Source organism: Micromonospora sp. R77, from assembly GCF_022747945.1.
Classification (GTDB): domain Bacteria; phylum Actinomycetota; class Actinomycetes; order Mycobacteriales; family Micromonosporaceae; genus Micromonospora.
This window is the reverse complement of record NZ_JALDST010000001.1, coordinates 3,929,011-3,950,896: the sequence shown is the minus strand read 5'-3', so window position 1 is coordinate 3,950,896 and position 21,886 is coordinate 3,929,011. Positions and strand designations below refer to the sequence as shown.

The following is a 21,886-nucleotide window of genomic DNA, read 5'->3' as shown; positions in this document are numbered from 1 at the left end:
TCTGTGAGGATGCGCCGCGCGAAGGTGGGTTGGGCAGGGGGCGTGGTCATCGATCGGCGGGACCTTGGTCCCGGGCGAGGGCGCGCAGCGGTGGACCTGCGCGCGCAGGTCCACCGCGGGCCGGCTCAGTCGTTGCGGGCGGCTTCCGGGCCGGTGATCCGGCGCAGCAGCGGCAGCGTCGAGGCGACGATGCCCAGCGACACCACCAGCCCACCTACGACCATCAGATAGAACGACCCTTCCGGCGGCAGCAGCGTGTAGTGCAGCTGTGCCCGCAGGAACAGGTGCGCGGCGAGGAAGCCGATCCCGGTGGCCACCGCCGAGACGGTCAGCAGCGGCACCACGGTCTCCAGCGCCACCACCCGGCGCAGGGTCCCCAGCTGCGCGCCGGTGAGGCGCAGCATGCTGAACGGGCGCTTCCGGTCGCTGAGCCCGCCGGCCACGCTCACCGCCAGGCTGCAGCCGGCGATCGGCAGACTGGCCAGCATGATGACGTTGGCGAGCTGCTGGAACTGGACCAGCTGCCGCGCGTTGTCCGACTCCCACTCGGCGATGCTGGACGGGAAGGGAGTCGCCGGGAAGGCGGTGATCAGCATGGTGCGGGCCTGTTCGAAGGCGGCGCGGCTGGTGGTGTCGACGACCACCGACCGGATCGGCTGCCGGTCGACCTGCGCGGGGCTGGCGTCGGCGGCGGGCCAGACGTAGCTGTCGTTGGTCAGGTCCCAGGCGCGTTCACCGATGAGGTCGTCGGCCACGGCCACGACCTGCGCGCCGGCGGGGCAGCTGCCGAACACGGCCAGGCGTTCCAGCTCGGCGCAGGTGATGATGCCGGGCCACCAGCTCCGGTAGGCGGCGGCGCCCGCCTCGAACCTCATCGGGGGTGGCGTGTCGACCGGGTTGGCGTGGACCAGGGTCACGCTGCGTACCCCGGGGATGGTCGACAGGGCGGGGATGCGGTCGGCGGTCGGCGCGGGCCCCTCCTCGGGTGGGAACCACGTCGGCAGGGAGGTGGCGGCCACCGAATCGGTGCGGGGCTCGCCCCGGTTCGCGACGTAGGTGGTGATGACCCCGGTGGCGACGCTGGTGACGAAGAGCGCCACGATCAGGCCGCTGACCGCCCGGAACGCCCCTTTGGGGTTGTCCGCGAGGCGCCGCCCGGCGATGAGGGTGGCGGGCCGCCGGGCCCGCCCGGCGAGCAGGCGGGCACCGAGCATGGTCAGCCACGGCCCGGCAAGCACCAGGCCGGTCAGGATCAGGACGAACCCCGAAAGGTACGCGGTGATCTGCCCGTTGGTCGTCTGGGGACGCCGCCCGATGAAGTACGCCAACTCGGCGACCCCGGCCAGCAACGGGATGAGCCGCCAGGCGCCGGGCGGTGGCGGGGTGACCCGCCGGGTCACGCCCAGCGGGGAGATCTGCACCCGGCGCAGCGCCAGCCAGGCGGCGACGACGGCGCCGAGCGGGATGCCGGCCGCGACCGCCAGGGCGTCGACGAGGGTGAGCGACAGATCGGCGGTGAAGAACCGTTCGCCGGTCAACGGGAGCCCGGCGAGTGCCGGCCGGAGCGCGAGGAAGAGGCCGAATCCGACGGCGGTGCCGGCCACGGCCGCGACGGTCGACTCGACCGCGGAGATGACGGAGATCTGTCGGGGGGTGGCACCGATCAGGCGCATCGCGGCGAAGCGTTGCTCGCGTCGGGTGGCGGCCAGTCGGGTGGCCGTACCGATGAAGATGAGTACCGGGAAGAGCAGCGCGGCGGCGACGACGGAGAGCACGAGGGTCATGCCGTCGGAGTTGATCCCGACGTAGCAGCCGTGGCTGCAGTCGCTGGGTGAGGTGGTCATGATCTGGTTGACGCGTCGGGCGCCGAGCGGCTCCAGGTCGGCCGGGGTGCGGCCGATCAGGATCAGCAGTGAGTCGGGTGAGGGCAGCGCGGCCGGTCCCATCGTGCCGATCCGGTGTCCGGGGAAGCGGTCGCCGAGCTGCGCGGCCGGGGTGGTCCGCAGCAGGTCGCCCAGCGCGGGCGAGACGTAGAACTCGCCCGGTCCGGGCAGCCGCGGCAGGCCCGGCGGGACGGGCGCGTGCGGGCCGAGCGCGGCGACCTCGATCCGGCCGATGGTCCGGCCGTGGAAGTAGTCCTTCCGGATCAGGAACCACATCGGGTCGGCGGTCGGGTCGGTGGCGGCCGGGGCGACGGCGGTGTTGAGCCAGGCGTACCGCTGGTTCTGCGCGTCGACGGCGTTCATGCCGGCGAGGGTGGTCAGCAGCATGCCCACCCCGAGCGCCACGGCGGCGGCGATGATGACGAGCCGGGCGGCGGCTTCCCGGCCGCCGGCCAGGGCCAGCCGCAGGCCGAAGCGGATCATGACCGCACCAGCGCGTTCACCTTGCCGTCGCGCACGATGACCTGCCGGTCGGCGTACGCGGCGATGCGGGCCTCGTGGGTGACCAGGACGACCGTGGTGCCCTGCTCGCGGGCGGCGGTGACCAGCAGGTCCATCACCTGCTCGCCGGTCAGTGTGTCGAGCGCGCCGGTCGGCTCGTCGGCGAAGAGCACCGCCGGCCCGGCCACCAGGCCGCGGGCCAGCGCGACGCGTTGCGCCTGCCCGCCGGAGAGTTCGCCGGAGCGGCGGCGTTCCAGGCCGTCCAGGCCGAGCCGCGCGAACCAGGGCCGCGCCCGGGTGAGCGCGGCGGTCCGTTTGACGCCGGAGAGCAGCAGCGGCAGCGCGACGTTCTCCTCGGCGGTCAGCTCGGGCACGAGCTGACCGAACTGGAACACGAAACCGAACCGGTCCCGGCGCAGCATGCTGCGCTGCTGCTCGCCCAGGCTGTCGATCCGGCGGCCGTCGACGTGGATCTCACCCGTGTCGGGCACCAGGATGCCGGCCAGGCAGTGCAGCAGGGTGGACTTGCCGGAGCCGCTGGGGCCCATGATGGCGACGATCTCGCCCGGGTCCACCGAGACGCTGGCACCGCGCAGGGCCGGGGTCTCGCCGAAGGACAGGAAGACGTCGCGCGCCTCGACGGCCGTCATCCCCTCACCACCTTTCGTAGCGCGTCGAGCCGGGCGATGGTGGTGTCGATCCAGTGCAGGTCGGCCTCCAGGTGGAACAGGCCGTGGTCGGCGAGCATGACGTCGACCAGGTTGCCGCCGCGCTTGACGTCGGTGAGTTCTTTCATCCGGGCCAGGTGGGTGGCCCGCTGGGCGTCCAGGTATTCCTCGGCGGGACGGTCGAGCATGAGGGCCAGCACGACCTTGCTGAACAGCACGGTCTGCAGGTTGGGTTCGGCCTCGACCGGCTCGGTCAGCCACGACTCGAACTCGGTCGCGCCCTGGTCGGTGATGACGTAGCGCTTGCGTTCGGGGCCGACGCCCGGCTCGACCTCGCCGACCACGATCTTGCCGTCCCGGGCGAGCCGGCCGAGGGTCGCGTAGACCTGGCCGAACGGGAGCGGTTTGCCCCGGTTGAAGAAGGCGTCGTAGTCGCGCTTCAGGTCGTAGCCGTGGCTGGGCTCGCGTTCGAGCAGGCCGAGCAGGGTCATGGGTACGCTCATGCGGCCACCATACACCGGGGGTATACACCGCGTACATATACCGAGGGTGCAAGTAAAGGATTATTGACATCGTGTCGAGCATGCTTGACACTCGTGATGTCAAAGATTCTTTACCTGAGGAGATCGTGGTGGCCTTCGAGGAGAAACGCGCCTGGATCCTGGCGCTGGTGGCGGTCGCCGGCTGGGCCGCGTACGCGATGGTGGTGCTCGGGCGGGCGGACGGCGACCCGCTCGCGGACGTCTCCTACGCGGGCCCGCTGCTGACCACGGTCGGCGCGTCGATCGTGGCGTCCATCGTGCTGAACATCGCGGTCTCGATCGTCTCGCCCGAGGGGGCCAACCAGAAGGACCAACGGGACCGGGAGATCCACCGGATCGGCGAGCACATCGGGCAGTCCTTCGTGGTCGTCGGCGGGGTGGCCGCCCTGGCGATGGCCGTCGCCGACTGGGACCAGTTCTGGATCGCCAACGTCATCTATCTCTGCTTCGTGCTGTCGGCCGTGGTCGGCTCCGCCGCCAAGATCGTTGCCTACCGGCGGGGCTTCCAGTCGTGGTGAGGCCGACCCGGATCACCAACACCATCCGGGCCCTGCGCTTCGCGCACGACGAGATGACCCAGGCCGAACTGGCCCGCCGGATCGGCGTCACCCGGCAGACCGTCATCGCCATCGAGCAGGGCCGCTACTCCCCCTCCCTGGAGCTGGCGTTCCAGATCGCCGCCGTCTTCGGCGTCCCCCTCACCGACGTGTTCCAGTACCCGCAGGAGGAATCGTGAAGGCCATCGTCCAGGACCGGTACGGCCCGGCCGACGTGCTCCGCCTCGCCGACGTCGACCCGCCCACCGCCGGCCCCGGGCAGGTGCTCGTGCAGGTCCGCGCGGCGGGCGTGGACCCCGGCGTCTGGCACCTGATGACCGGCCTGCCCTACCCGGTACGCCTCGGCTACGGGCTGCGCCGCCCCCGCCACCGGGTGCCCGGGATGGACCTGGCCGGCGTGGTCACCGCCGTCGGCCCCGGCGTCGACGCCTTCGCCCCCGGCGACGCCGTCTACGGCACGGGCGTCGGCACCTTCGCCACGTACGCGATCGCCCGCGCCGACCGGCTCGCCCCCAAGCCGGGCAACCTCACCTACGTCGAGGCCGCCGCCGTCCCCGTCTCCGGGCAGACCGCGCTCACCGCCGTCCGGGACGCCGGCCGCATCCGCCCCGGCATGCGGGTCCTCGTCATCGGTGCCGGTGGCGGCGTCGGCACGTACGCCGTCCAGCTCGCCCACGCGGCCGGCGCGCACGTCACCGGCCTGTGCGGGCGCGGGAAGCTCGACCTGGTCCGCCACCTCGGCGCGGACGAGGTGGTCGACTACACCCGCACCGACCTGCCCGACCAGCGCTACGACGTGGTCATCGACACCGGCGGCAACCGGTCGCTGTCCCGGCTGCGCGAGGTGCTCACGCCGAAGGGAACGCTGGTCCTGGTCGGCGGGGAGACCGGCGAGGGCACCTGGCTGCGCGGCTTCGACCGGCAGCTCCGCGCGCTGGCGGTGTCGCCGTTCGTCGGGCCGCGACTCGTGCCGCTGGTGGCGAAGGAGAGCACCGCCAACCTGACCACGCTCACCGGACACATCGAGGCGGGGCGGCTGCGGCCGGTGCTGGACCGGACCTTCCCCCTCGCCGGGGCGGCCGACGCGATCCGGCACGTCGAGCGCGGCCACGCCACCGGCAAGGTGGCGCTCACCATCTGACCAGGGTGTTTGCTACCTCGATGGGAGGGTAGGGGCGAAATGCCGGTCCGTCGTCCGCCCCTGCACCGAGGAGTCCGTCCATGGATGCCAGCAAGCCCGCCAGAGTGGTGAAGGACGTCGTCGAGAAAGTCGCCGACGTGCTGAGCCCCGATGTGCCCGGCGCGCCGGGCAGTGCCCCACCACCCCTCGCCGAGCCCACCACCCCGCACGACCCGCTGCCGCCCAAGCCGGAGCAGGGGGCACCGGAGACCCGTACCCCGACGGGCGCGAAGACCGGGGCGCCGACCAGCGCCAACGCGCAGCAGGGCAAGTTCCTCACCACCGCGAACGGCACCCGCCTGCGCGACACCGACCACTCGCTGAAGGCCGGGCCGCGCGGCCCGATCCTGCTCCAGGACCACCACTTCCGCGAGAAGATCACCCACTTCGACCACGAGCGCATCCCCGAGCGCGTCGTGCACGCGCGCGGCGCCGGGGCACACGGCGTCTTCACCGGGTACGGCAACGTCGACGAGCTGACCACCGCCGGGTTCCTCAGGAAGGGGAAGGAGACCGACGTCTTCGTCCGCTTCTCCACCGTGCTCGGCTCCCGTGGCTCCGCCGACACGGTCCGCGACACCCGCGGCTTCGCCACCAAGTTCTACACCGACGAGGGCACCTTCGACCTGGTCGGCAACAACATGCCGGTCTTCTTCATCCAGGACGCCATCAAGTTCCCCGACATCATCCACGCCGCCAAGCCGCACCCCGACCGGGAGATCCCGCAGGCGCAGAGCGCCCACGACACCTTCTGGGACTTCGTCTCGCTGCACACCGAGGCGCAGCACCACACCATCTGGAACATGTCCGACCGGGGCATCCCGCGCTCCTACCGGACCATGGAGGGCTTCGGCGTCCACACCTTCCGGCTGGTCAACGCCGCCGGGGAGACCGTGCTGGTCAAGTTCCACTGGAAGCCGCTGCTCGGCGTGCACTCCCTGGTCTGGGAGGAGGCGCAGCTGCTGGGCGGCATCGACCCGGACTTCCACCGCCGGGACCTGTACGACGCGATCGAGGCCGGCGCGTACCCCGAGTGGGAACTCGGCCTCCAGGTCTTCCCCGACACCCCCGACGAGACGTTCGCCGGCATCGACCTGCTCGACCCGACGAAGCTCGTGCCGGAGGAACTGGCCCCCGTGCAGCCGGTCGGGCGGATGGTCCTCAACCGCACGCCGACGAACTTCTTCGCCGAGACCGAGCAGGTCGCCTTCCACCTCGGCCACCTGCCGCCGGGCATCGACGTCACCAACGACCCGCTGCTGCAGGGCCGGCTCTTCTCCTACCTGGACACCCAGCTCACCCGGCTGGCCGGGCCGAACTTCACGCAGATCCCGATCAACCGCCCGCACGCCCCGGTCAACGACATGCTCCGCGACGGCTTCCACCAGGACGCCGTGCACGCCGGGGTCGCGCCGTACCGGCCGAACTCGCTGGACGGCGGCAACCCCTTCCCGGCCGGCGAGGGCGACCACCCGTTCGTGGACGTGCCGGTCACCGTGACCGAGGCGCCGAAGGTACGCGCCAACCCGGCCTCCTTCGACGACCACTTCAGCCAGGCCCGGCTCTTCTGGGCGAGCATGTCGCCGGTCGAGAAGGAACACATCGTCCGCGCCTACACCTTCGAGCTCGGCAAGTGCTACCACCAGGCGATCAAGGAACGGCAGCTCCAGTGCCTCGCCGACATCGACCCGGTGCTCTGCGCGCAGGTCGCCACCGGGCTCGGCCTGCCCGCGCCGCAGCCCACCCGGCCGCTGCCCGACGTCACGCCGAGCCCCGCCCTGTCCCAGGTCGGCCGCGAGTGGCCGGCCGACGGCCGCACGATCGGCATCGTCGTCGACGAGCGCAGCGACCTCGACGGCCTCGGTACGCTGCGCCGCACGGTCTTCGACGCCGGCATGGTGCCGCTGCTGATCGCCCCACACGGCGGCATGATCGGCGGCCTGCCGGTGCAGCGCACCTTCGCCACCGCCCGGTCCGTCGAGTTCGACGCGCTGCTGCTGGCCGGCGCACCCGCGCCGGCACCCGACGCGCTGCCCGCCCGCGACGCCAAGGCCGGCGCGCCCGGCCCGGCGACCGTGGACCCGCGGGTGCTGCTGCTGGTCCAGGAGTGCTGGCGGCACGCCAAGGCGATCGGCGCGTGGGACGGCGGCGTCGACGTGCTGCGGCAGAGCGGTGTCGACGGCACGCCCGGCGTCGTCACCGACGATTCGGCCGACGACGTCCTCGCCGGCGTGCAGCGGCTGATGGCGGCGCACCGGGTGTGGGAACGGTTCCCGGCCTCGATCGCCTGACGACGTGACGCGGGGTGGGCCTCCTTCGGGAGGTCCACCCCGCGGTGTGTCCGTGGGTCAGCAGTGACCTGGTCCGGTTCTCCACGGGGCCGAGTGGATGTGGCCGGTGCCGACCGGCTGGCACGATGGGCGGGTGGACATCGAGCCGGTCGACGCCGCGCCCACCCGGGCCATCCGGTGGGCACTGCTGCGGCAACGCTGGCACGACCTGACGTTCCTGCACTGGGCGGTCGCGCCGGAGCTCGTCGCGCCGCTGCTGCCCGCCGGCACCCGCCCCGACACCGTCGACGGGCAGACGTACGTCGGGCTGATCGGCTTCCGGATGGTCGGGCTGGGCCTCGGCCGGGGGCAGGGCGTGCCGTACTTCGGCACCTTCTGGGAGACCAATGTCCGGCTCTACTCGGTTGACGGCACCGGCCGGCGGGCGGTGGTGTTCCGCTCGCTCGACGCGTCCCGGCTGGTGCCGGTGCTGGTGGCGCAGGTCGCGCTGCGGCTGCCGTACAAATGGTCGAAGATGCGGCTGGACCGCGACGGCGACCGGCTCACCTACCGCTGCCGGCGCCGCTGGCCCGGCCCGGCCGGCGCAACCAGCCGGATGGTGGTCCGGGTCGGCGAACCCGTCACCGACCCCACCCCGCTGGACCACTTCGTCACCGCCCGCTGGGGGCTGCACACCCGGGCGCACGGGCGCACCCTGCACCTGCCGAACTGGCACCCCCAATGGCCGCTGCACCGCGCCGAACTGCTGCACCTGGACGACGAGCTGGTCACCGCCGCCGGGCTGCCGCCGATGGCCGGACCGCCGGTGAGCGTGCTGCACTCCCCCGGCGTACCGGTCGTCTTCGGTCCCCCGACGGCCCTGCGCTGACCGGTCAGCGCACCGGGTCGTGGGTGCCGCGCGGCACGCCCGGCTTGCAGCGGCGCAGCCGGTCGGCGGCCATCCGCCCGCCGGTCGCCAGGCCGTACCGTTCCACCGCCGCCAGCCCGTACGCGCTGCACGTGGGGGTGTAGCGGCACTGGCCCGGCCAGCGGTGCGACAGCCAGCGCCGGTAGCCGAGAATCGCCGCCCGGCCGGCCCGGTCCACCACCGGCGCCCGGGTCGCGCCCGCCGCCACCGAGCCGAGGGTCAACAGGAACGAGAAGAGCCCGAAGTCGCAGCAGGGGATGTCGCAGTCGCAGAACTCGATCCCGTCGCACGCGTCGCAGTCGTTGGAGCGGCGCTTCTTCTTATGGTGCCGCTTCCCCCAGAGGTTGATCACGCCGAACATGGTGCGACACCCGCGCCAGTGCCTGACGCTGCGGGGTCCGCTCAGGCGGCGTCGGCGTTGGGCGAGAAGCGGACATCCAGCCGCATCTCGAGGGCCCGCCCTCCCAGCGGCACCGGCCAGAATTGACCGTTGTCCTGTCGGTGGTCGGTGGTCGGCGGGCCGGGATCGGCGTGTCGGGCGGCTCGTTCTCGCATGGGAAACTCTCGCCGTGAGCTCAGGCGTGGTAATCCACGACGGCTGATGTCGGGCGGCGAAGCCTGCGTCAGGTGTCGAGGCGGCCTCGCGGGCACGCACCGCCCGTAGCTCAGGCCGCCTCACAGTCCCGCAAATCGAACACCGCAAGCCCGCATTTCGAATGCGTTCCCGACGCAGATCGAACGCTACGGCCCTCGCAGATCGAAACCGAGCAGCTATCCTGGTGTCGTGCCGACATCGCAGCTGATTCCCCGTCGGGCCGCCGCGCAGGTCGACGCCGCTCTGGCCGACACCCGCGTCGTGCTGATCAGCGGAGCACGCCAGGCAGGCAAGAGCACGCTGGTCCGCATCGTCGCCGGTGATCGTCTCGCCGAGCGCCGCGACCTCGACCGGGCACAGGACCGAGCGGCGGCGATAGCCGACCCGGTCGGTTTCGTGGACTCCTCCGAGCTCCTGGTCATCGACGAGATTCAGCGCGCTCCGGAACTCCTGCTGGCCATCAAGGCTGCCGTCGACGAGGATCCCCGCCCTGGCCGGTACCTGCTCACCGGCTCGTCTCGCCTCTTCGGCATGGTGGCTGCCCCGGACGCGCTGCCCGGGCGGATGGAAACCGTCGAGCTCTGGCCGTTGTCCCAAGGCGAACTCGACGCAGCGCCGGACGGATTCGTCGATGCCATCTTTGCGCTCGGCCCGGACCTGCGACACGAGTCGGACGTGACCCGCGCCGACTACGCGGCCCGAATCGTGCGCGGCGGTCTACCCGAGGCGACCACCCGAACCGACCCACGCCGTCGCCAACGATTCCTCGACGCCTACGTCCAGGCGCTCATCGACCGCGACGTCCGGCAACTGTCCGACATCCAGCACAAGGGCGAGCTACGCAAGCTGGTACGCCTGCTCGCGGCCAGATCTGCGACCATCATCGCCGCCAACTCCCTCGAATCCGCCCTCGGACTGAGCCGGCCGACGATCGCCCGCTACCTCCAAGCACTGGAGGAGATCTTCCTGGTCAAGCGGATACCTGGCTGGTCCCGCAACCTCGGCACCCGCACCACCGCCGCGCCGAAACTCATCTTCGTCGACTCGGGCATCGCCGCCAACGAGACCGCGACCGACGCCCGGGCACTGCTCCGGCCGGGCGCACCGTTCGGTCCACTACTCGAATCATTTGTCCTGTCCGAACTCTCCCGCCAGCTCACCTGGTCCGAGCAGCCCGCCGACCTGTCTCACTACCGCGACCAGAGCAGGTACGAGGTCGACGCGGTGCTCGAGAACAGATCCGGCCATGTGGTCGGGATCGAAGTCAAAGCAGCCACCACTGTCGGACCAGACGACTTCCGCGGGCTACGCCGCCTCGCCGACCGCCTCGGCGACGACTTCATCGCCGGCATCGTCCTCTACACCGGAACCTCCACGCTGCCGTTCGGCGACAGACTCCGCGCGATGCCGGTCAGCGCGCTGTGGCAGGTTTCCGCCTCGACCGCGGACTGACCTCGCTCGCTGGTCGCTCCTCAGCGGGGTCACCGGACACCTCGCCCGCCTCCTCGGACAGATGGCCGTCTCCACCGTCCGATCGGAGCGGGTCCTCCCTGGTCGGGTCGGAGCTTCCGGTGACGCCTAGCGTCGATGACGAAAGACGGAAGGAGCATCGGGTGCTGGAGCGGCTCAACCAGGCCATGGGCTACATCGAGCGGCACCTCGACGAGGAGATCGAGGTGGCCGAGCTGGCCCGGATCGCGGTCACGTCGGAACACCATTTCCGGCGGCTGTTCTCCGCGCTGGCCGGCGTGCCGCTGTCGGAGTACGTCCGGCGGCGGCGGCTCACGGTCGCGGGCGCGGAGGTGCTGGCCGGCGAGCGGTCGCTGCTCGACATCGCGGTCCGCTGGGGTTACGGCTCCAACGAGGCGTTCGCCCGGGCGTTCCGCGCCGTGCACGGCATCGGTCCGAGCGACGCCCGGCGTACGGGGGCCACGCTGCGCGCCCAGCCCCGGATGTCCTTCCGACTCGTCGTCGAAGGGAGTACCACCATGGAGTACCGGATCGTCACGAAGGACAGTTTTCACCTGGTCGGGCGGAAGGCCCGTGTCCCGCTGGTCCACGAGGGGATGAACCCGGCCATCGTCGCCTTCGTCCGCGGTATCGAACCGGAGACCACCCGCCGGATCGAGGCGCTGTCGGACCAGGAGCCGCAGGGCGTCGTGAACGTCAGCGACAACCTGACCGGGGACCGGGCGGAGGGCTCCGAGCTGGACTACTGGCTGGGCGCGGTGACCGGCGCCGACGTACCCGAGGATCTGGACGCCCTGCCGGTCGCGGCCGGCGACTGGGCGGTCTTCGCCACCTCGGGCGAGTTCCCGCAGGCGGTGCAGTACCTGTGGCGGGACGTGTTCACCCAGTGGTTCCCGTCCAACCCGTACGAGAGCCGGCCCGGCCCGGAGATCTCCAAGGTGCGGGTGTCGGCGGACGGGCAGCGGGCCGACGCCGAGCTGTGGATCCCGGTGCGGCGGGCCTGACCAGGGCTCACCCCTGGGCGGCCCAGGCCCGCCGGACGGCGTCGAGGGTCGTCTCCCGGTCCGCCCCGAGCAGCAGCGCCTGCCGCAGGTAGGCGGCGGCGTGCCGGTCCAGCACGCGGCGGCGCTCGTCGGCGGGCTCGGGGCGGCCCGCTCGGCGACCCGGGTGCCGCCGCCTCGGCGGGACCGGACCAGCCCGCCGGCTTCCAGCTCTCGGTAGGTCCGGGCGACGGTGCCGACGGCGAGGCCGAGGTCACCGGCGAGCTGCCGCAGCGGGGGCAGCCGGTCCCCGGGCGTGAGCACCCCGGCGTCGATGAGTTCGGTGAGCTGCCGACGCAGCTGCTCGTAGGGCGGGGTCGGGTCGTCGGCGCTGACCTGGAGGGTCGGAGGCGTGCTCACGCCGCCGCCGGGACGGGTCGGGCCGGCCGAGTGCCGGCGGTCAGCAGGGCGGCCCCGCTCCAGCCGAGCAGCGCGAGCCAGCCGGGGATCAGCAGGAGCAGCAGCCAGGCGGTCGCCGTCCACCACGTCGGCCGGCACGGGCTGGCCAGCAGGCCGAGGGCGGTGACCAGGGAGACACCGATCAGCGGGACGGTGACCAGCAGGCCGGTGGCGCCGGTGACGGCCGCTGCGGAGCGCCGCCGCTCGGCGTCGTCGGGTACGAGGTCACCGGCGGCGTCCTGCGGGCGGGGCCGGCCGACCACCCGGTGCAGCGCCAGTGCGGCGAGCAGCGCTCCGACGCCGACCACGACGGCCAGCGGCAGGCTGTAGAACGAGCCGGCCCAAGGGCCGTGCAGCCGGCGAACCGGCCGCAGTCGTACGCCAGGGAGCGGCCGGCGCGGCCCAGGTCGTCGGCGGAGGCGGCGGTGGTGGTCGCGGCCAGCAGGGCGGTGAGGGTGGTGCCGGCGGCGGCGACCGTCCACCCGGGAACGCGCGGCAGGTAGTCGCGGACCTGGCGGGTCTCCAGGGCGGCCCGGCGGGTGATGCCAGCGGGGCGGACCGCGCGGGTCTCCCCGACGACCACGCCGGCGAGCACGCAGAGCGCGAGCAGCGGCGCGGCGAGCAGCACGCCCCGGCCCAGCGGGTCCCGGTCCCAGGCGACGGCGGCGACGAGCAGGCCGAGCAGCAGCCCGGCCCACCGCCAGCGCAGGACGGTCCGCCGGACGGCGGCGGGCGCGGCGGTGGCCTCCGCCGAAGGTCGGGCCAGCACGGCCACGATCAGGAACCCGAGTACGGGTCCGAGGGCCAGCGCGATCGCCATGTCGCCACTCCCGGCTTGTATCAGTCGTTTGACACAAGGAGCATCGCCGACCGCGATCGTTGTGTCAATTGGTTGATACAAGCGCCGCCGCTTGTCGCAGGCAGGCCGGCACGTCATGGACGTGGAAGGGGTGTTCGCTCGGCTCGATTCCGGCGAGGAACATCGCGTACACGGCGGCCGTCCGCAGTGGGGCGACCGGCCGGAGCAGCGCCACCGCCCGCTCGGGGTCGCAGCCGGGCGCGTCGGCCCGCCACCGCGCGGTCCACTCCGCCGTCAGCCGGCCGGCCGCCGGCCGGCCGCCGCCGGGTCGAGGGTGTCGGTGAGTTGCAGCAGGTCGAAGGCGGGATGGCCGACGAACGAGTCCCCCCAGTCGATGACGACCCGCCGCCCGCCTTCGCCGCGGACGTTGCCCGGGTGCAGGTCGCCGTGGACGAGGGTGTCCGGCAGGCCGCAGCGGCGTACCTCGTCGAGGCGGTCGTCCAGATCGGCCAGGAGACCGGCCACGACGGATACGTCGTGCGGGGCGAGCATCGTCCGGATCCAGCCGGCCAGCGCCGGCACCCGCCGATCGGGTACGCCGGCCGCGACCAGCCCCGCGACGTCGGCGGCGGCACGCACCTGGAGGGCGTGGTGGTCGACGGCGATCGCGGCGCGTTCGTCGACGTCGGCCGCGTACCGGTCCTCGCCGGGCACGTGGTCCAGCAGCATCCGGCCCGAGTCGTCGGCGGCGAGCAGGGTGGGGGTGGAGCCGGAGCCGGCGAGCCGGCGCAGCACCACCGCCTCGTGACGGAAGAAGGGCGGCACCTGCTTCAGCCAGGCACTGCCCCACTCGCCGTCGAGCCGCCAGATCGCCGACAGGTTCCAGGCGCGCTGCTGCGCGACACCGGTCACCGGCCGGCCGAGCCGGCGCAGCTCCTCAGTGGCCCAGGCGAGGCTGCGCGCCGGGCCGCCCGGCCGAGCCCAGGCGGCGCGCAGCGGCTCCTTCGACACGTCGAACGTCGGCGGGCTCAGGGGCACGACCGGCGACTCGGTGACCTGCGCGAGGTAGGTGAGGTGGCCGCCGGGTGGCTTCGGCGGGTCCGCCGAGAGCAGCCGCAGCACCACCACGTCGAGGTCGTGCCGCCGCCGGGCCTCGGTGACCACCGAGCCGACCTCCTGCCACCAGGGCTCCGGCACGTCGTACGGGGGCAGACTGCCCAGCGGCACACCCTCGGCGTCGACCAGGGCGAGGGTCACGGTACGGGACACCCGGGGACGGTAGCGCCACGGCGGTCGGCGGGCGAGCGGTTAACCCCGAGGCGGCACCGGGGACGACACTCCGGGGGCGCTACGGGTTCACCCCCGATGTCCCGACGTACCGCCACTGCCAGGCTGACCCAATGATCACCACCGATTCCCGGGTCGCCGCCCGCGCCGCGTACCCCTGGTTACGGCCGGCGGCCGTGACCGCGTCCCTGCTCCTGCTCGGCTACGGCATCCTGCGCCTGATCGACAGCTGGGACGGCGCGCGCGACAAGCAGGGCTGGGCCTGGCTGACCGGGCACAGCCTCTTCCTGCTCGGCGTGGTGCTCTTCGGCGCGGTCATCCTGGGACTGCGGGGCCTGCTGCTCGCCGCCTCACCCCGACAGCGGGCGCTCACCGAGGCGGCCACCGTCACCGGGCTGGTCGGCGCGGCGGCGTTCGTCCGGGTGATCCTCGGCGACATCTTCGCCGGCTTCGCCGACGCCGTGCCACCGTCCGATGTGGTGCTGGTCGGCGGGCCGGCACTGTTCGAGGTGGGCCTGCTCGTCCTGCTGGTCCGGGCCGCCCTCGTCCAGCCCCGACTGCTGCCGGCGTGGTCGCCCGGGGCGGTCTTCGTCGGCTTCGCCGCGATCGCCGTCGAGCTGGACCTGCTGCCGATCGGCGCCGCGCTCGTCCTCGCCGGCCTGCTCCCGCTCGGCCGTCCCACCCGCTGAACCGCCGGGCTGCTCCCGCCCGGCCCTACCGCCCGCTCGCACTGCCGGGCTGCTGCCCACCCGGACCGCCGCTCTCCCGCACGACCCGGCGGTGACCGGCCGGCGGGTCGTCGCCCCAGGCAGGGACGTCCTGTCGGCCGGGGGCGGTACGGTCCGGCCATGGAGCAACGGATCAGCCTGGTCACCCTCGGCGTGGCCGACGTGGGGCGGGCCCGCGCCTTCTACGAGCGGCTCGGCTGGCGCGGGCAGGAGGTTGAGGAGACCGTCTTCTTCCAGGCCGGCGGCCTCGCGCTGGTGCTCTGGGGACGCGACAAACTGGCCGACGACGCCGGCCTGACCGACTCCGGCGGCGACGGCTTCGGCGGCCTGAGCCTGGCGCAGAACGTCCGCAGCCGGGCGGAGGTCGACGAGATCCTGCACCGGGCGGCCGACGCGGGCGCGACGGTCACCCGACCGGCCCGAGAGACGTTCTACGGCGGCTACGCGGGCTGCTTCACCGACCCGGACGGTCACCTGTGGGAGATCGCCTGGAACCCGGGTTTCCCCCTCGCCACGGACGGCACCCTCACCGTCCCCGAACTCGGCGGCTGAGCCGGGTCAGCCCCACACGGTGCGAAGCACGCCGCGCTGGGCGGCGCAGACCTCGGGCCGGCCGCCGGTCAGGCTGACGTGCCCGTCCCGGCACTGCACCAGATAGCCCCGGCCGGCCCAGAAACCCGGCGCGCAGGCGAAGAAGGCGCAGACCCGGTCGGCGGGCCGGCGGATCCGGGTGCCGCCGCAGTAGTCGTACCCGAAGGGGTTGACCGGGGCGCCGCAGCGTCCCGCGACGCCCGGCTGCGGTGCGGCGACGCGGGACGGTGACGCGGTCGGTGCGGCGGCGGGGCGCCTGCCGGGCTTCCGGACGGCCGGGGCGCCGACCCGGCCGCCGGCCGGGGCGTGGCGGTGGCGGCCGGGGTCGCGGCGGAGGCGACGTCGGAGCCGGGCCGGACCGGCGGGTCCGACTCGAAGAGCATCGCCGGCACGATCAACGCGAGGGCCGCCCCCACGGCGACGGTACGCCGGCCGCCGGGCACCAGCGCCAGCCGCCGGGCCTGCGCCGGGGTGGCGATCTCCGGCCGGAACGGCCGGGTCTGCCCGTGCTCGGCGATCAGCTCGTCGAGCTGGCCGACCACCGCGGCGCGCTGCTCGATCGCGTCGGCGAAGGCCAGGGTGAGCTTGAACCGGAAGTCGGCGACCGCACCGGTCGGCAGCAGCAGACCCGAGGCGCGGCGCCGGTCCAGCACCTGAATCAGGGTCACCGGCGCCGCCGGGTCGTGGGCCAGCCCGGTCATCCTCCCGTACGCCCAGTCGCGCCGGCCGCGCCCACCGAGCAGGACCAGCCGACGGTTGGTGAGCACCGCGAGCCCCGCGTCGGTGACCCGGACACCCTCCGGGCGGCGCGGGCGCACCGCCGCCGGCTCCGGGTCGACGGTCAGCTCGGGGGCGGGCAGCACGGCGGTGTGCCGCACCTCGACCAGCTGCGCCGCCGGCAGCGCCCAGAAGACCAGCTCGCCGGGGGCCAGCTCCATCGGCAGTCCGGCGCCCGCGTCGGCGGAGCCCCGGAAGGACCCGGCGAGGGTACGCAGCCGCCGCAGCTCGTCCTCGCGGCGCCGCCACGCCTGCTCGGCGTCGCGGAAGGACCGTTGCCGCCGCTCGTTCTGCCGGTGCGCCCACCGGTACCGCCACGTGGAACCCGTCGAATCAGTCTTCGCCACGCCGACTCCTCCGCCGCGCGAGCCACCATCCGGGGTGTCAATCACGTCAACTGGGGCGTAAGGGCCATAAGACACGCTTAAGTCGCCAATCTGACCGATCGGCTGATTGACCCGAACGATAGTCGGAAAAGCCTGCGTCGATTCCGGCTCGCCGGCCGACGATCTCGACCGCCCCGCTTCACCGTGCGGGCACCCCCGGCCGTCGGTAACGTCAGCCGCAGCGCGGTGGCACCGGAGCCACCGCCACCGGTGCGCGAGGAGGCGGAGCCGTGGACCCGACCGTCGTGGTGGGCGTCGACATCGGCACCACCAGCACCAAGGCGGTCGCGTACGACACCGACGGGCGGCAACTCGCCAGCCACTCCGCCGGCTACCCGCTGGACGAGCCGCACCCCGGGTATGCCGAGCAGGACCCGGAACTGATCCTCGACGCGGTGCTGGAGTGCGTCCGCGCGGTGGTCACCGAACTGGCCGCACCCATCGCCGGACTGTCGTTCAGCACCGCCATGCACAGTCTGATCGGGCTGGACCCCGACGGCGTGCCGCTCACCCGGTCGGTGACCTGGGCCGACTCCCGGGCCAGCGCACAGGCCGAACGGATGCGGGCCGTACCGTCCGGGCTGGCGCTGCACCGGCGTACCGGCACCCCGGTGCACCCGATGGCACCGCTGCCGAAGCTGGTCTGGTTCGCCGAGCAGGAACCGAAGCTCTTCGAACGGGTCGCGCACTGGGTCGGCATCAAGGACTACGTGCTGCTGCGACTGACCGAGACGCTGGTCACCGACCACTCCGTCGCCTCCGCCACCGGCCTCATGAACATCCACACGCTGACCTGGGACGCCGGGGCGCTCCGCGTCGCCGGCGTCACCGAGGAGCAGCTGCCGCAGCTGGTGCCCACGACCACCGTGCTGCCGGGGCTGACCGCCGCCGCGGCCGAGGCGACCGGGCTGCCCGCCGACACCCCGCTGGTGGTGGGTGCCGGCGACGGGCCGCTGGCCAACCTGGGGCTCGGCGCGGTGAAACCCGGCGTGGTGGCCTGCTCGATCGGCACCTCCGGGGCGATGCGGGTGGCCGTGGAACGCCCCGCCGTCGACCCGCTGGGCGGCGTCTTCTGCTATGCGCTCACCGAGGACCGCTGGGTGGTCGGCGGCGCCATCAACAACGGCGGCATCGTGCTCCAGTGGGCCGGCGACGCGCTCGCCCCCGAACTCGGCGAGCACGCCGAGGAGGAACTGCTGGAACTGGCCGCCCGGGCACCCGTCGGCTCGGGTGGGCTGATCATGCTGCCGTATCTGCTCAGCGAACGCGCACCGCACTGGAGCGCGCTGCCGCGCGGCGCGTACGTCGGGTTGACCCACGGCCACCGCCGCGAGCACCTGGTCCGGGCCGCGCTGGAGGGGGTCTGCCAGCAGCTCGCCCTGGTGCTGGCCTCGGTCCGCGCGGCCGGCAACGAGGTCCGCGAGGTACGCGCCAGCGGCGGCTTCGCCCGCAGCCCGCTGTGGCGGCAGATCCTCGCCGACGCGCTCGGCATGCCGGTCCGCTTCCCCGCCGGCCACGAGGGGTCCAGCTTCGGCGCGGCCCTGCTCGGCATGCAGGCCCTCGGCCTGATCACCTCCATCGATGTCGCCGCCGACCTGGTCGAGATCGACGAGACGGTACGCCCCGACCCCGCCTCGGCAGCCGTCTACGCCGCCCTGCTCCCGCTCTTCTCCGAGCTGTACGACGCCCTCGTACCCACGTTCGCGTCACTGCGGCGGCTGGCGCCGAGCCTGCCGCCGGAACCACCACCCACCGCCCCACCCATGTGATCGCCCGGCCCACTCGCCCGGACGACTACCGAAGGTCGTGATAGCCGTGGTCACACTGCTCGCCGCACCGGCGGAACCACTGACGAACGCCGGCAACACCCAACTGGTCATCGCGGCCCTGCTGGGCATCGCCGCGGTGGTGCTCCTCATCGCCTGGGGCAAGGTGCACCCGTTCCTCGCCCTGATCCTCGGCGCGGCCGTGCTCGGCGTGGTCGCCGGCGTGACCCCCGACAAGATCGTCACCTCGTTCAGCGGCGGCGTCGGCTCCACCGTCGGCGGCGTGGGTCTGCTGATCGCCCTCGGTGCGATGATCGGTGGTCTGCTCGCCGAGTCCGGCGGCGCGGACGGCATCGTCGAACGGGTGGTCACCCGGGTCTCCGGCGGCGCCCTGCCCTGGGCGATGGCCGGGGTCGCCGCGCTGATCGGGCTGCCGCTCTTCTTCGAGGTCGGCGTGGTGCTGCTGGTCCCGATCGTGCTGCTGGTGTCCCGGCGGGTCGACGTACCCCTGATGAAGATCGGCATTCCGGCGCTGGCCGGTCTGTCGGTGCTGCACGGCCTGGTGCCGCCGCACCCGGGCCCGCTGGTCGCGATCGACGCGCTCGGCGCGAACCTCGGCCAGACCCTCGCGCTGGGCCTGCTGGTCGCCATCCCGACGGTGATCATCGCCGGTCCGGTGTTCGGCAACTTCATCGCCCGCTACGTGCCGGCCACCGCGCCCGAGGCGCTGCTGCCGACCCGGCGGCCGGTCTCGGTCACCGGGGACCGGCGGCCCACCACCCCCGGCCGGGGGCCGGTCGACGCCGACGGTGACCTGGTCACCGAGGACGACCTGGTCAACCCCGGTGCCGGTCGCCCCGGCGAGCCGATCGACGAGGCCCCGGACGTCCGCTCCCGGCGCGGGCCCGCGCTGTGGGCGGCGGTGGTCACCGTGCTGCTGCCGGTGGTGCTGATGCTGCTGCGCGCGATCGGGGAACTGACCCTCGCCGAGGGCACCGGCGGCCGCAAGGCGCTCGACATCGTCGGTACGCCGATCGTCGCCCTGCTCGCCGGCGTCATCTTCGCGATGATCTTCCTCGGTTACCGCACCGGCTTCAGCCGCAGCCAGGTCTCCGGCTTCCTCGGCGGTTCACTCCCGGCGATCGCCGGCATCCTGCTGATCGTCGCCGCCGGCGGCGGATTCAAGCAGGTGCTCGTCGACGCCGGCGTCGGCAACCTGGTGGCCGACGCCGCCAAGAACGCCAACCTGTCCCCGCTGCTGCTGGGCTGGCTGGTCGCCGTCGGCATCCGGGTGGCGACCGGCTCGGCCACCGTCGCCACCATCACCGCCGCCGGCATCGTCGCGCCCCTCGCGGCCACCCTCCAGGGACCGGAGGTGGCACTGCTGGCCCTCGCCGTCGGCTGCGGCTCGCTCTTCTTCTCACACGTCAACGACGCCGGCTTCTGGCTGGTCAAGGAGTACTTCGGGCTGACCGTCGGGCAGACCATCAAGAGCTGGTCGGTGATGGAGACGATCATCTCGGTCGTCGGGTTCGCCGGGGTCCTCCTGCTGGATCTGGTGCTGTAACAGGGGTGTCTCCCGCCGTCGGCCCGCTGTCGGCCGGCGGCGGGGTGGCCGCCCGGGCGCTCGGACGGAGCTGGTCCGGCCGCGGCGGCAGGAGGTGCACCTTCGGGTCGGCGGCCCGGTAGACGATGTCCGCCGTGGTCGCGCAGTCACCCCGCCCGGTCACCGCGTACCGCCGGGGCCGGCCGGTCGCATCGGCCCAGAGGGTGACGTCCACGGCGGTGGTGCCCGTCGCCCGCGCCCAGCCGGCCAGCCGCGGCCCGACCGGGCCGCCGCGCAGATCCCGGTGAAAGGTGTACGCGGTGACAGCGCCGTCCGCCCCCGGCACGGGTGACCTGGACGAGACCGGAACGGTCGGCGCGTCCTCGATCAGCAGCAGCGGGTCCACCAACGGCAGCGCCGCCGGCCCGTACCACTGGCCGGGGATCAGGGTGCGCGAATCGGGCTGGCGCAGCGGTTCCGGGGCGTCGAGCGGCCAGTACCCGCCACCCGACCTCGGACCCACCCCGTCCCAGCGCTGCCAACTGGTCCCGTCGACGATGAGCACCTCGCCACCGGGCACCGGCTCGCCGACCGCGTCGTTCTGCCGGTAGCTCACCCGCATGGCCCGGCCGGCGGCCGCCTCACCGCCGCCCCGCAACTCGATCCGGTGCCGGCCGTCGCAGGTCAGGGCGATGATGACGGTGGCGGCGGTACGGGGCTCGGCCTTGAGCCGGGCGACCGCCCTGGTCAACGGCGTGGGCCCGAGTGGCCGTGTCCGGCTCGCGGAAGGAGTGGGGCTCGACGGCGGCGCCGATCGGGACGACGCCGCCCGGGTGGCCGGCCCGGTACAGCCACCTAGCAGCGTCAAACCGAGACACGCCATGGCCAGGTGTCGCACCGACCGGATCATCCGGGAGCCCCCGCTCGCATCCGGCCACCCCGGCGGCGGCCGACAAGCACGGTAGCGAGCCGCTGCTACCGGGACAGCCCCGCTCCGATTTCCTCGGCGGCAACCTGGTGGCCGTGCTGGTTCACCAAGCGGCGAGCGACGGCGAAGGGCTCAAGCATCACCGCCAATCCGCCGATCAGGACCGGGCCCCGGGCATAACCGGCGGCGCCGTTCATCAGGCACCCGCCAAAGCCTCAGACCGGCATGGGCCACAGTTGCCCCGAGGGCTACCGCGGTGGCTAGGGCACTGCTCCGCCCTGTTAGCGACCGGCAAAGCAGCCCCACGACGCTCCACGGGCCTGCACCGGGGTCCCTGGAGGTTCGGGCTGGGGATCTTGGTTTTGACCCAGCTACGCCAGTCACGCGCGCCAGCGCGCTTCATCTTCGATTGGTCTTCACCACTTCGGGTGACACCCTGGCTGTCACCCCCGGGGCCCTCATTCGTCACCCCGCCAGGCTGATTGTCACCCCCGGACGGCTGTCCCCTCACCAGGCGGTAAACCCGGGTGGCGATGGTGGCGGTCTGGCGCACGACAAGGCGACCAAGCTGGACCAGCTTCGCCAGGGCCCGCTGCACTGTCCGGACAGAGACGCCCGCGTAGTCAGCGATCGTGGAGACAGACGGCCAGGCCAACCCTTCCCGGTTGGTGTGCGCAGCGATAGCCACCAGCACAAGCCGTTCATTGGGGCGAAGGTCCTTGGATTCCAGCAGAGCCACCTTTACGGCGGCGGCACCCCCAGCAGGGGCAGGGCAAACAGTGGTCACGAGTCAGGACTCCGATTCCTGATCAAGCCCCCGGTTCAGTGTTCCCAGCATGCCAGGGGTCGGGGCACGGGCGGTGTGGCGCGAGATTCACGATTCGGCGGGCGCGCGGGCGGCAGCGCACATGCCGCTCTGGCCGGTGCATCGCAGGTCGCCGCAGATGCCGTGGTTGTCCGGCCGATGTGCGGCGGTGACGCCGAGAGCGGGTCTCCACAGAAGCGGATCGGCCAGGTCGTCGGGAGTCACGTTGAGCAGACTGAG

Annotated in this window: 21 protein-coding genes and 2 pseudogenes; 11 read left to right on the top strand and 12 right to left on the bottom strand. The window is 73.1% G+C overall.

Translation table 11 applies throughout. The annotated features are described in order from the left end of the window. Window positions 1-125 precede the first annotated feature (125 nt). From MRQ36_RS18550 to MRQ36_RS18540, 3 genes are read right to left on the bottom strand one after another with little or no spacing between them, the layout of a single operon-like run. The gene (locus MRQ36_RS18550) at window positions 126-2,366 is read right to left on the bottom strand and encodes an FtsX-like permease family protein (protein WP_242797184.1); all 2,241 of its coding nucleotides are present in this window, start codon (window positions 2,364-2,366) and stop codon (window positions 126-128) included. Further along, on the bottom strand, window positions 2,363-3,034 hold the full coding sequence (locus MRQ36_RS18545; protein WP_242797182.1) for an ABC transporter ATP-binding protein: 672 nt from the start codon (window positions 3,032-3,034) through the stop codon (window positions 2,363-2,365). The genes MRQ36_RS18550 and MRQ36_RS18545 overlap by 4 nt, the downstream gene beginning before the upstream one ends. Further along, the gene (locus MRQ36_RS18540) at window positions 3,031-3,555 is read right to left on the bottom strand and encodes a PadR family transcriptional regulator (protein ID WP_242797181.1); all 525 of its coding nucleotides are present in this window, start codon (window positions 3,553-3,555) and stop codon (window positions 3,031-3,033) included. The genes MRQ36_RS18545 and MRQ36_RS18540 overlap by 4 nt, the downstream gene beginning before the upstream one ends. Before the next feature lie 80 nt (window positions 3,556-3,635). Here MRQ36_RS18540 and MRQ36_RS18535 point away from each other — a divergent pair, with 80 nt between their 5' ends. The 5 genes from MRQ36_RS18535 to MRQ36_RS18515 all read left to right on the top strand — a co-directional run bounded on the left by MRQ36_RS18535 (window position 3,636) and on the right by MRQ36_RS18515 (window position 8,490). Next, window positions 3,636-4,112, top strand: coding sequence for a hypothetical protein (locus MRQ36_RS18535; RefSeq protein ID WP_242797180.1), 477 nt, complete (start codon window positions 3,636-3,638; stop codon window positions 4,110-4,112). Window positions 4,113-4,123: 11 nt separating this feature from the next. Continuing rightward, on the top strand, window positions 4,124-4,330 hold the full coding sequence (locus MRQ36_RS18530; RefSeq protein ID WP_374251151.1) for a helix-turn-helix transcriptional regulator: 207 nt from the start codon (window positions 4,124-4,126) through the stop codon (window positions 4,328-4,330). After that, a complete protein-coding gene (locus MRQ36_RS18525; RefSeq protein ID WP_242797179.1) occupies window positions 4,327-5,292 on the top strand; it encodes an NAD(P)-dependent alcohol dehydrogenase in 966 nt (321 codons plus the stop codon). Before MRQ36_RS18530 ends, MRQ36_RS18525 begins: the two co-directional genes overlap by 4 nt. Window positions 5,293-5,372: 80 nt before the next feature. Beyond that, window positions 5,373-7,622: a catalase gene (locus MRQ36_RS18520; protein WP_242797178.1), complete on the top strand. Its 2,250-nt coding sequence runs from the start codon at window positions 5,373-5,375 to the stop codon at window positions 7,620-7,622. Between the two features lie 133 nt (window positions 7,623-7,755). Continuing rightward, on the top strand, window positions 7,756-8,490 hold the full coding sequence (locus MRQ36_RS18515) for a YqjF family protein (protein ID WP_242797177.1): 735 nt from the start codon (window positions 7,756-7,758) through the stop codon (window positions 8,488-8,490). Window positions 8,491-8,494: 4 nt separating this feature from the next. On the opposite strand, the gene yidD is transcribed toward MRQ36_RS18515, so the two are convergent. Together yidD and MRQ36_RS18505 are read right to left on the bottom strand one after the other, a co-directional pair. Further along, the gene (gene yidD, locus MRQ36_RS18510) at window positions 8,495-8,890 is read right to left on the bottom strand and encodes a membrane protein insertion efficiency factor YidD (protein ID WP_242797176.1); all 396 of its coding nucleotides are present in this window, start codon (window positions 8,888-8,890) and stop codon (window positions 8,495-8,497) included. 41 nt (window positions 8,891-8,931) lie between these two features. Continuing rightward, complete coding sequence (locus tag MRQ36_RS18505; RefSeq protein WP_242797174.1) at window positions 8,932-9,084, bottom strand: hypothetical protein; 153 nt, start codon at window positions 9,082-9,084, stop codon at window positions 8,932-8,934. A 229-nt stretch (window positions 9,085-9,313) separates the two neighbouring features. Between MRQ36_RS18505 and MRQ36_RS18500 the strand changes: the two genes are divergently transcribed. Together MRQ36_RS18500 and MRQ36_RS18495 are read left to right on the top strand one after the other, a co-directional pair. Continuing rightward, a complete protein-coding gene (locus MRQ36_RS18500; RefSeq protein WP_242797172.1) occupies window positions 9,314-10,576 on the top strand; it encodes an ATP-binding protein in 1,263 nt (420 codons plus the stop codon). A gap of 161 nt (window positions 10,577-10,737) precedes the next feature. Beyond that, complete coding sequence (locus MRQ36_RS18495; protein ID WP_242797170.1) at window positions 10,738-11,598, top strand: AraC family transcriptional regulator; 861 nt, start codon at window positions 10,738-10,740, stop codon at window positions 11,596-11,598. 216 nt (window positions 11,599-11,814) lie between these two features. On the opposite strand, the pseudogene MRQ36_RS18490 reads toward MRQ36_RS18495, so the two are convergent. The 3 genes and pseudogenes from MRQ36_RS18490 to MRQ36_RS33985 all read right to left on the bottom strand — a co-directional run. Beyond that, a pseudogene (locus tag MRQ36_RS18490) lies at window positions 11,815-11,898 on the bottom strand (GntR family transcriptional regulator); the annotation flags it as partial. 277 nt (window positions 11,899-12,175) lie between these two features. After that, entirely contained in the window at window positions 12,176-12,853 is a 678-nt protein-coding gene (locus MRQ36_RS18485) for a hypothetical protein (RefSeq protein ID WP_242797168.1), read from the bottom strand. A 273-nt stretch (window positions 12,854-13,126) separates the two neighbouring features. After that, window positions 13,127-14,101, bottom strand: coding sequence for a phosphotransferase family protein (locus MRQ36_RS33985; RefSeq protein WP_242797166.1), 975 nt, complete (start codon window positions 14,099-14,101; stop codon window positions 13,127-13,129). A 131-nt stretch (window positions 14,102-14,232) separates the two neighbouring features. Here MRQ36_RS33985 and MRQ36_RS18475 point away from each other — a divergent pair, with 131 nt between their 5' ends. Both MRQ36_RS18475 and MRQ36_RS18470 read left to right on the top strand, forming a co-directional pair. Then, entirely contained in the window at window positions 14,233-14,808 is a 576-nt protein-coding gene (locus MRQ36_RS18475; RefSeq protein ID WP_242797164.1) for a hypothetical protein, read from the top strand. A gap of 159 nt (window positions 14,809-14,967) precedes the next feature. Further along, complete coding sequence (locus MRQ36_RS18470) at window positions 14,968-15,399, top strand: VOC family protein (protein ID WP_242797162.1); 432 nt, start codon at window positions 14,968-14,970, stop codon at window positions 15,397-15,399. Between the two features lie 6 nt (window positions 15,400-15,405). On the opposite strand, the pseudogene MRQ36_RS18465 reads toward MRQ36_RS18470, so the two are convergent. Further along, window positions 15,406-16,562, bottom strand: a pseudogene (locus tag MRQ36_RS18465) (hypothetical protein). Between the two features lie 269 nt (window positions 16,563-16,831). Between MRQ36_RS18465 and MRQ36_RS33980 the strand changes: the two are divergent. Both MRQ36_RS33980 and MRQ36_RS18455 read left to right on the top strand, forming a co-directional pair. Beyond that, the gene (locus tag MRQ36_RS33980; protein ID WP_242797161.1) at window positions 16,832-18,370 is read left to right on the top strand and encodes a gluconokinase; all 1,539 of its coding nucleotides are present in this window, start codon (window positions 16,832-16,834) and stop codon (window positions 18,368-18,370) included. Between the two features lie 46 nt (window positions 18,371-18,416). Further along, window positions 18,417-19,934, top strand: a complete 1,518-nt coding sequence (locus tag MRQ36_RS18455) for a GntP family permease (RefSeq protein ID WP_242797159.1) — start codon at window positions 18,417-18,419, stop codon at window positions 19,932-19,934. On the opposite strand, the gene MRQ36_RS18450 is transcribed toward MRQ36_RS18455, so the two are convergent. The 3 genes from MRQ36_RS18450 to MRQ36_RS18445 all read right to left on the bottom strand — a co-directional run bounded on the left by MRQ36_RS18450 (window position 19,882) and on the right by MRQ36_RS18445 (window position 21,871). Next, the gene (locus MRQ36_RS18450) at window positions 19,882-20,664 is read right to left on the bottom strand and encodes a hypothetical protein (RefSeq protein ID WP_242797157.1); all 783 of its coding nucleotides are present in this window, start codon (window positions 20,662-20,664) and stop codon (window positions 19,882-19,884) included. The genes MRQ36_RS18455 and MRQ36_RS18450 overlap by 53 nt on opposite strands. 373 nt (window positions 20,665-21,037) lie before the next feature. Next, complete coding sequence (locus MRQ36_RS34470) at window positions 21,038-21,580, bottom strand: helix-turn-helix domain-containing protein (protein WP_374250392.1); 543 nt, start codon at window positions 21,578-21,580, stop codon at window positions 21,038-21,040. Between the two features lie 135 nt (window positions 21,581-21,715). Further along, on the bottom strand, window positions 21,716-21,871 hold the full coding sequence (locus MRQ36_RS18445; protein WP_242797154.1) for a hypothetical protein: 156 nt from the start codon (window positions 21,869-21,871) through the stop codon (window positions 21,716-21,718). Window positions 21,872-21,886 lie beyond the last annotated feature (15 nt).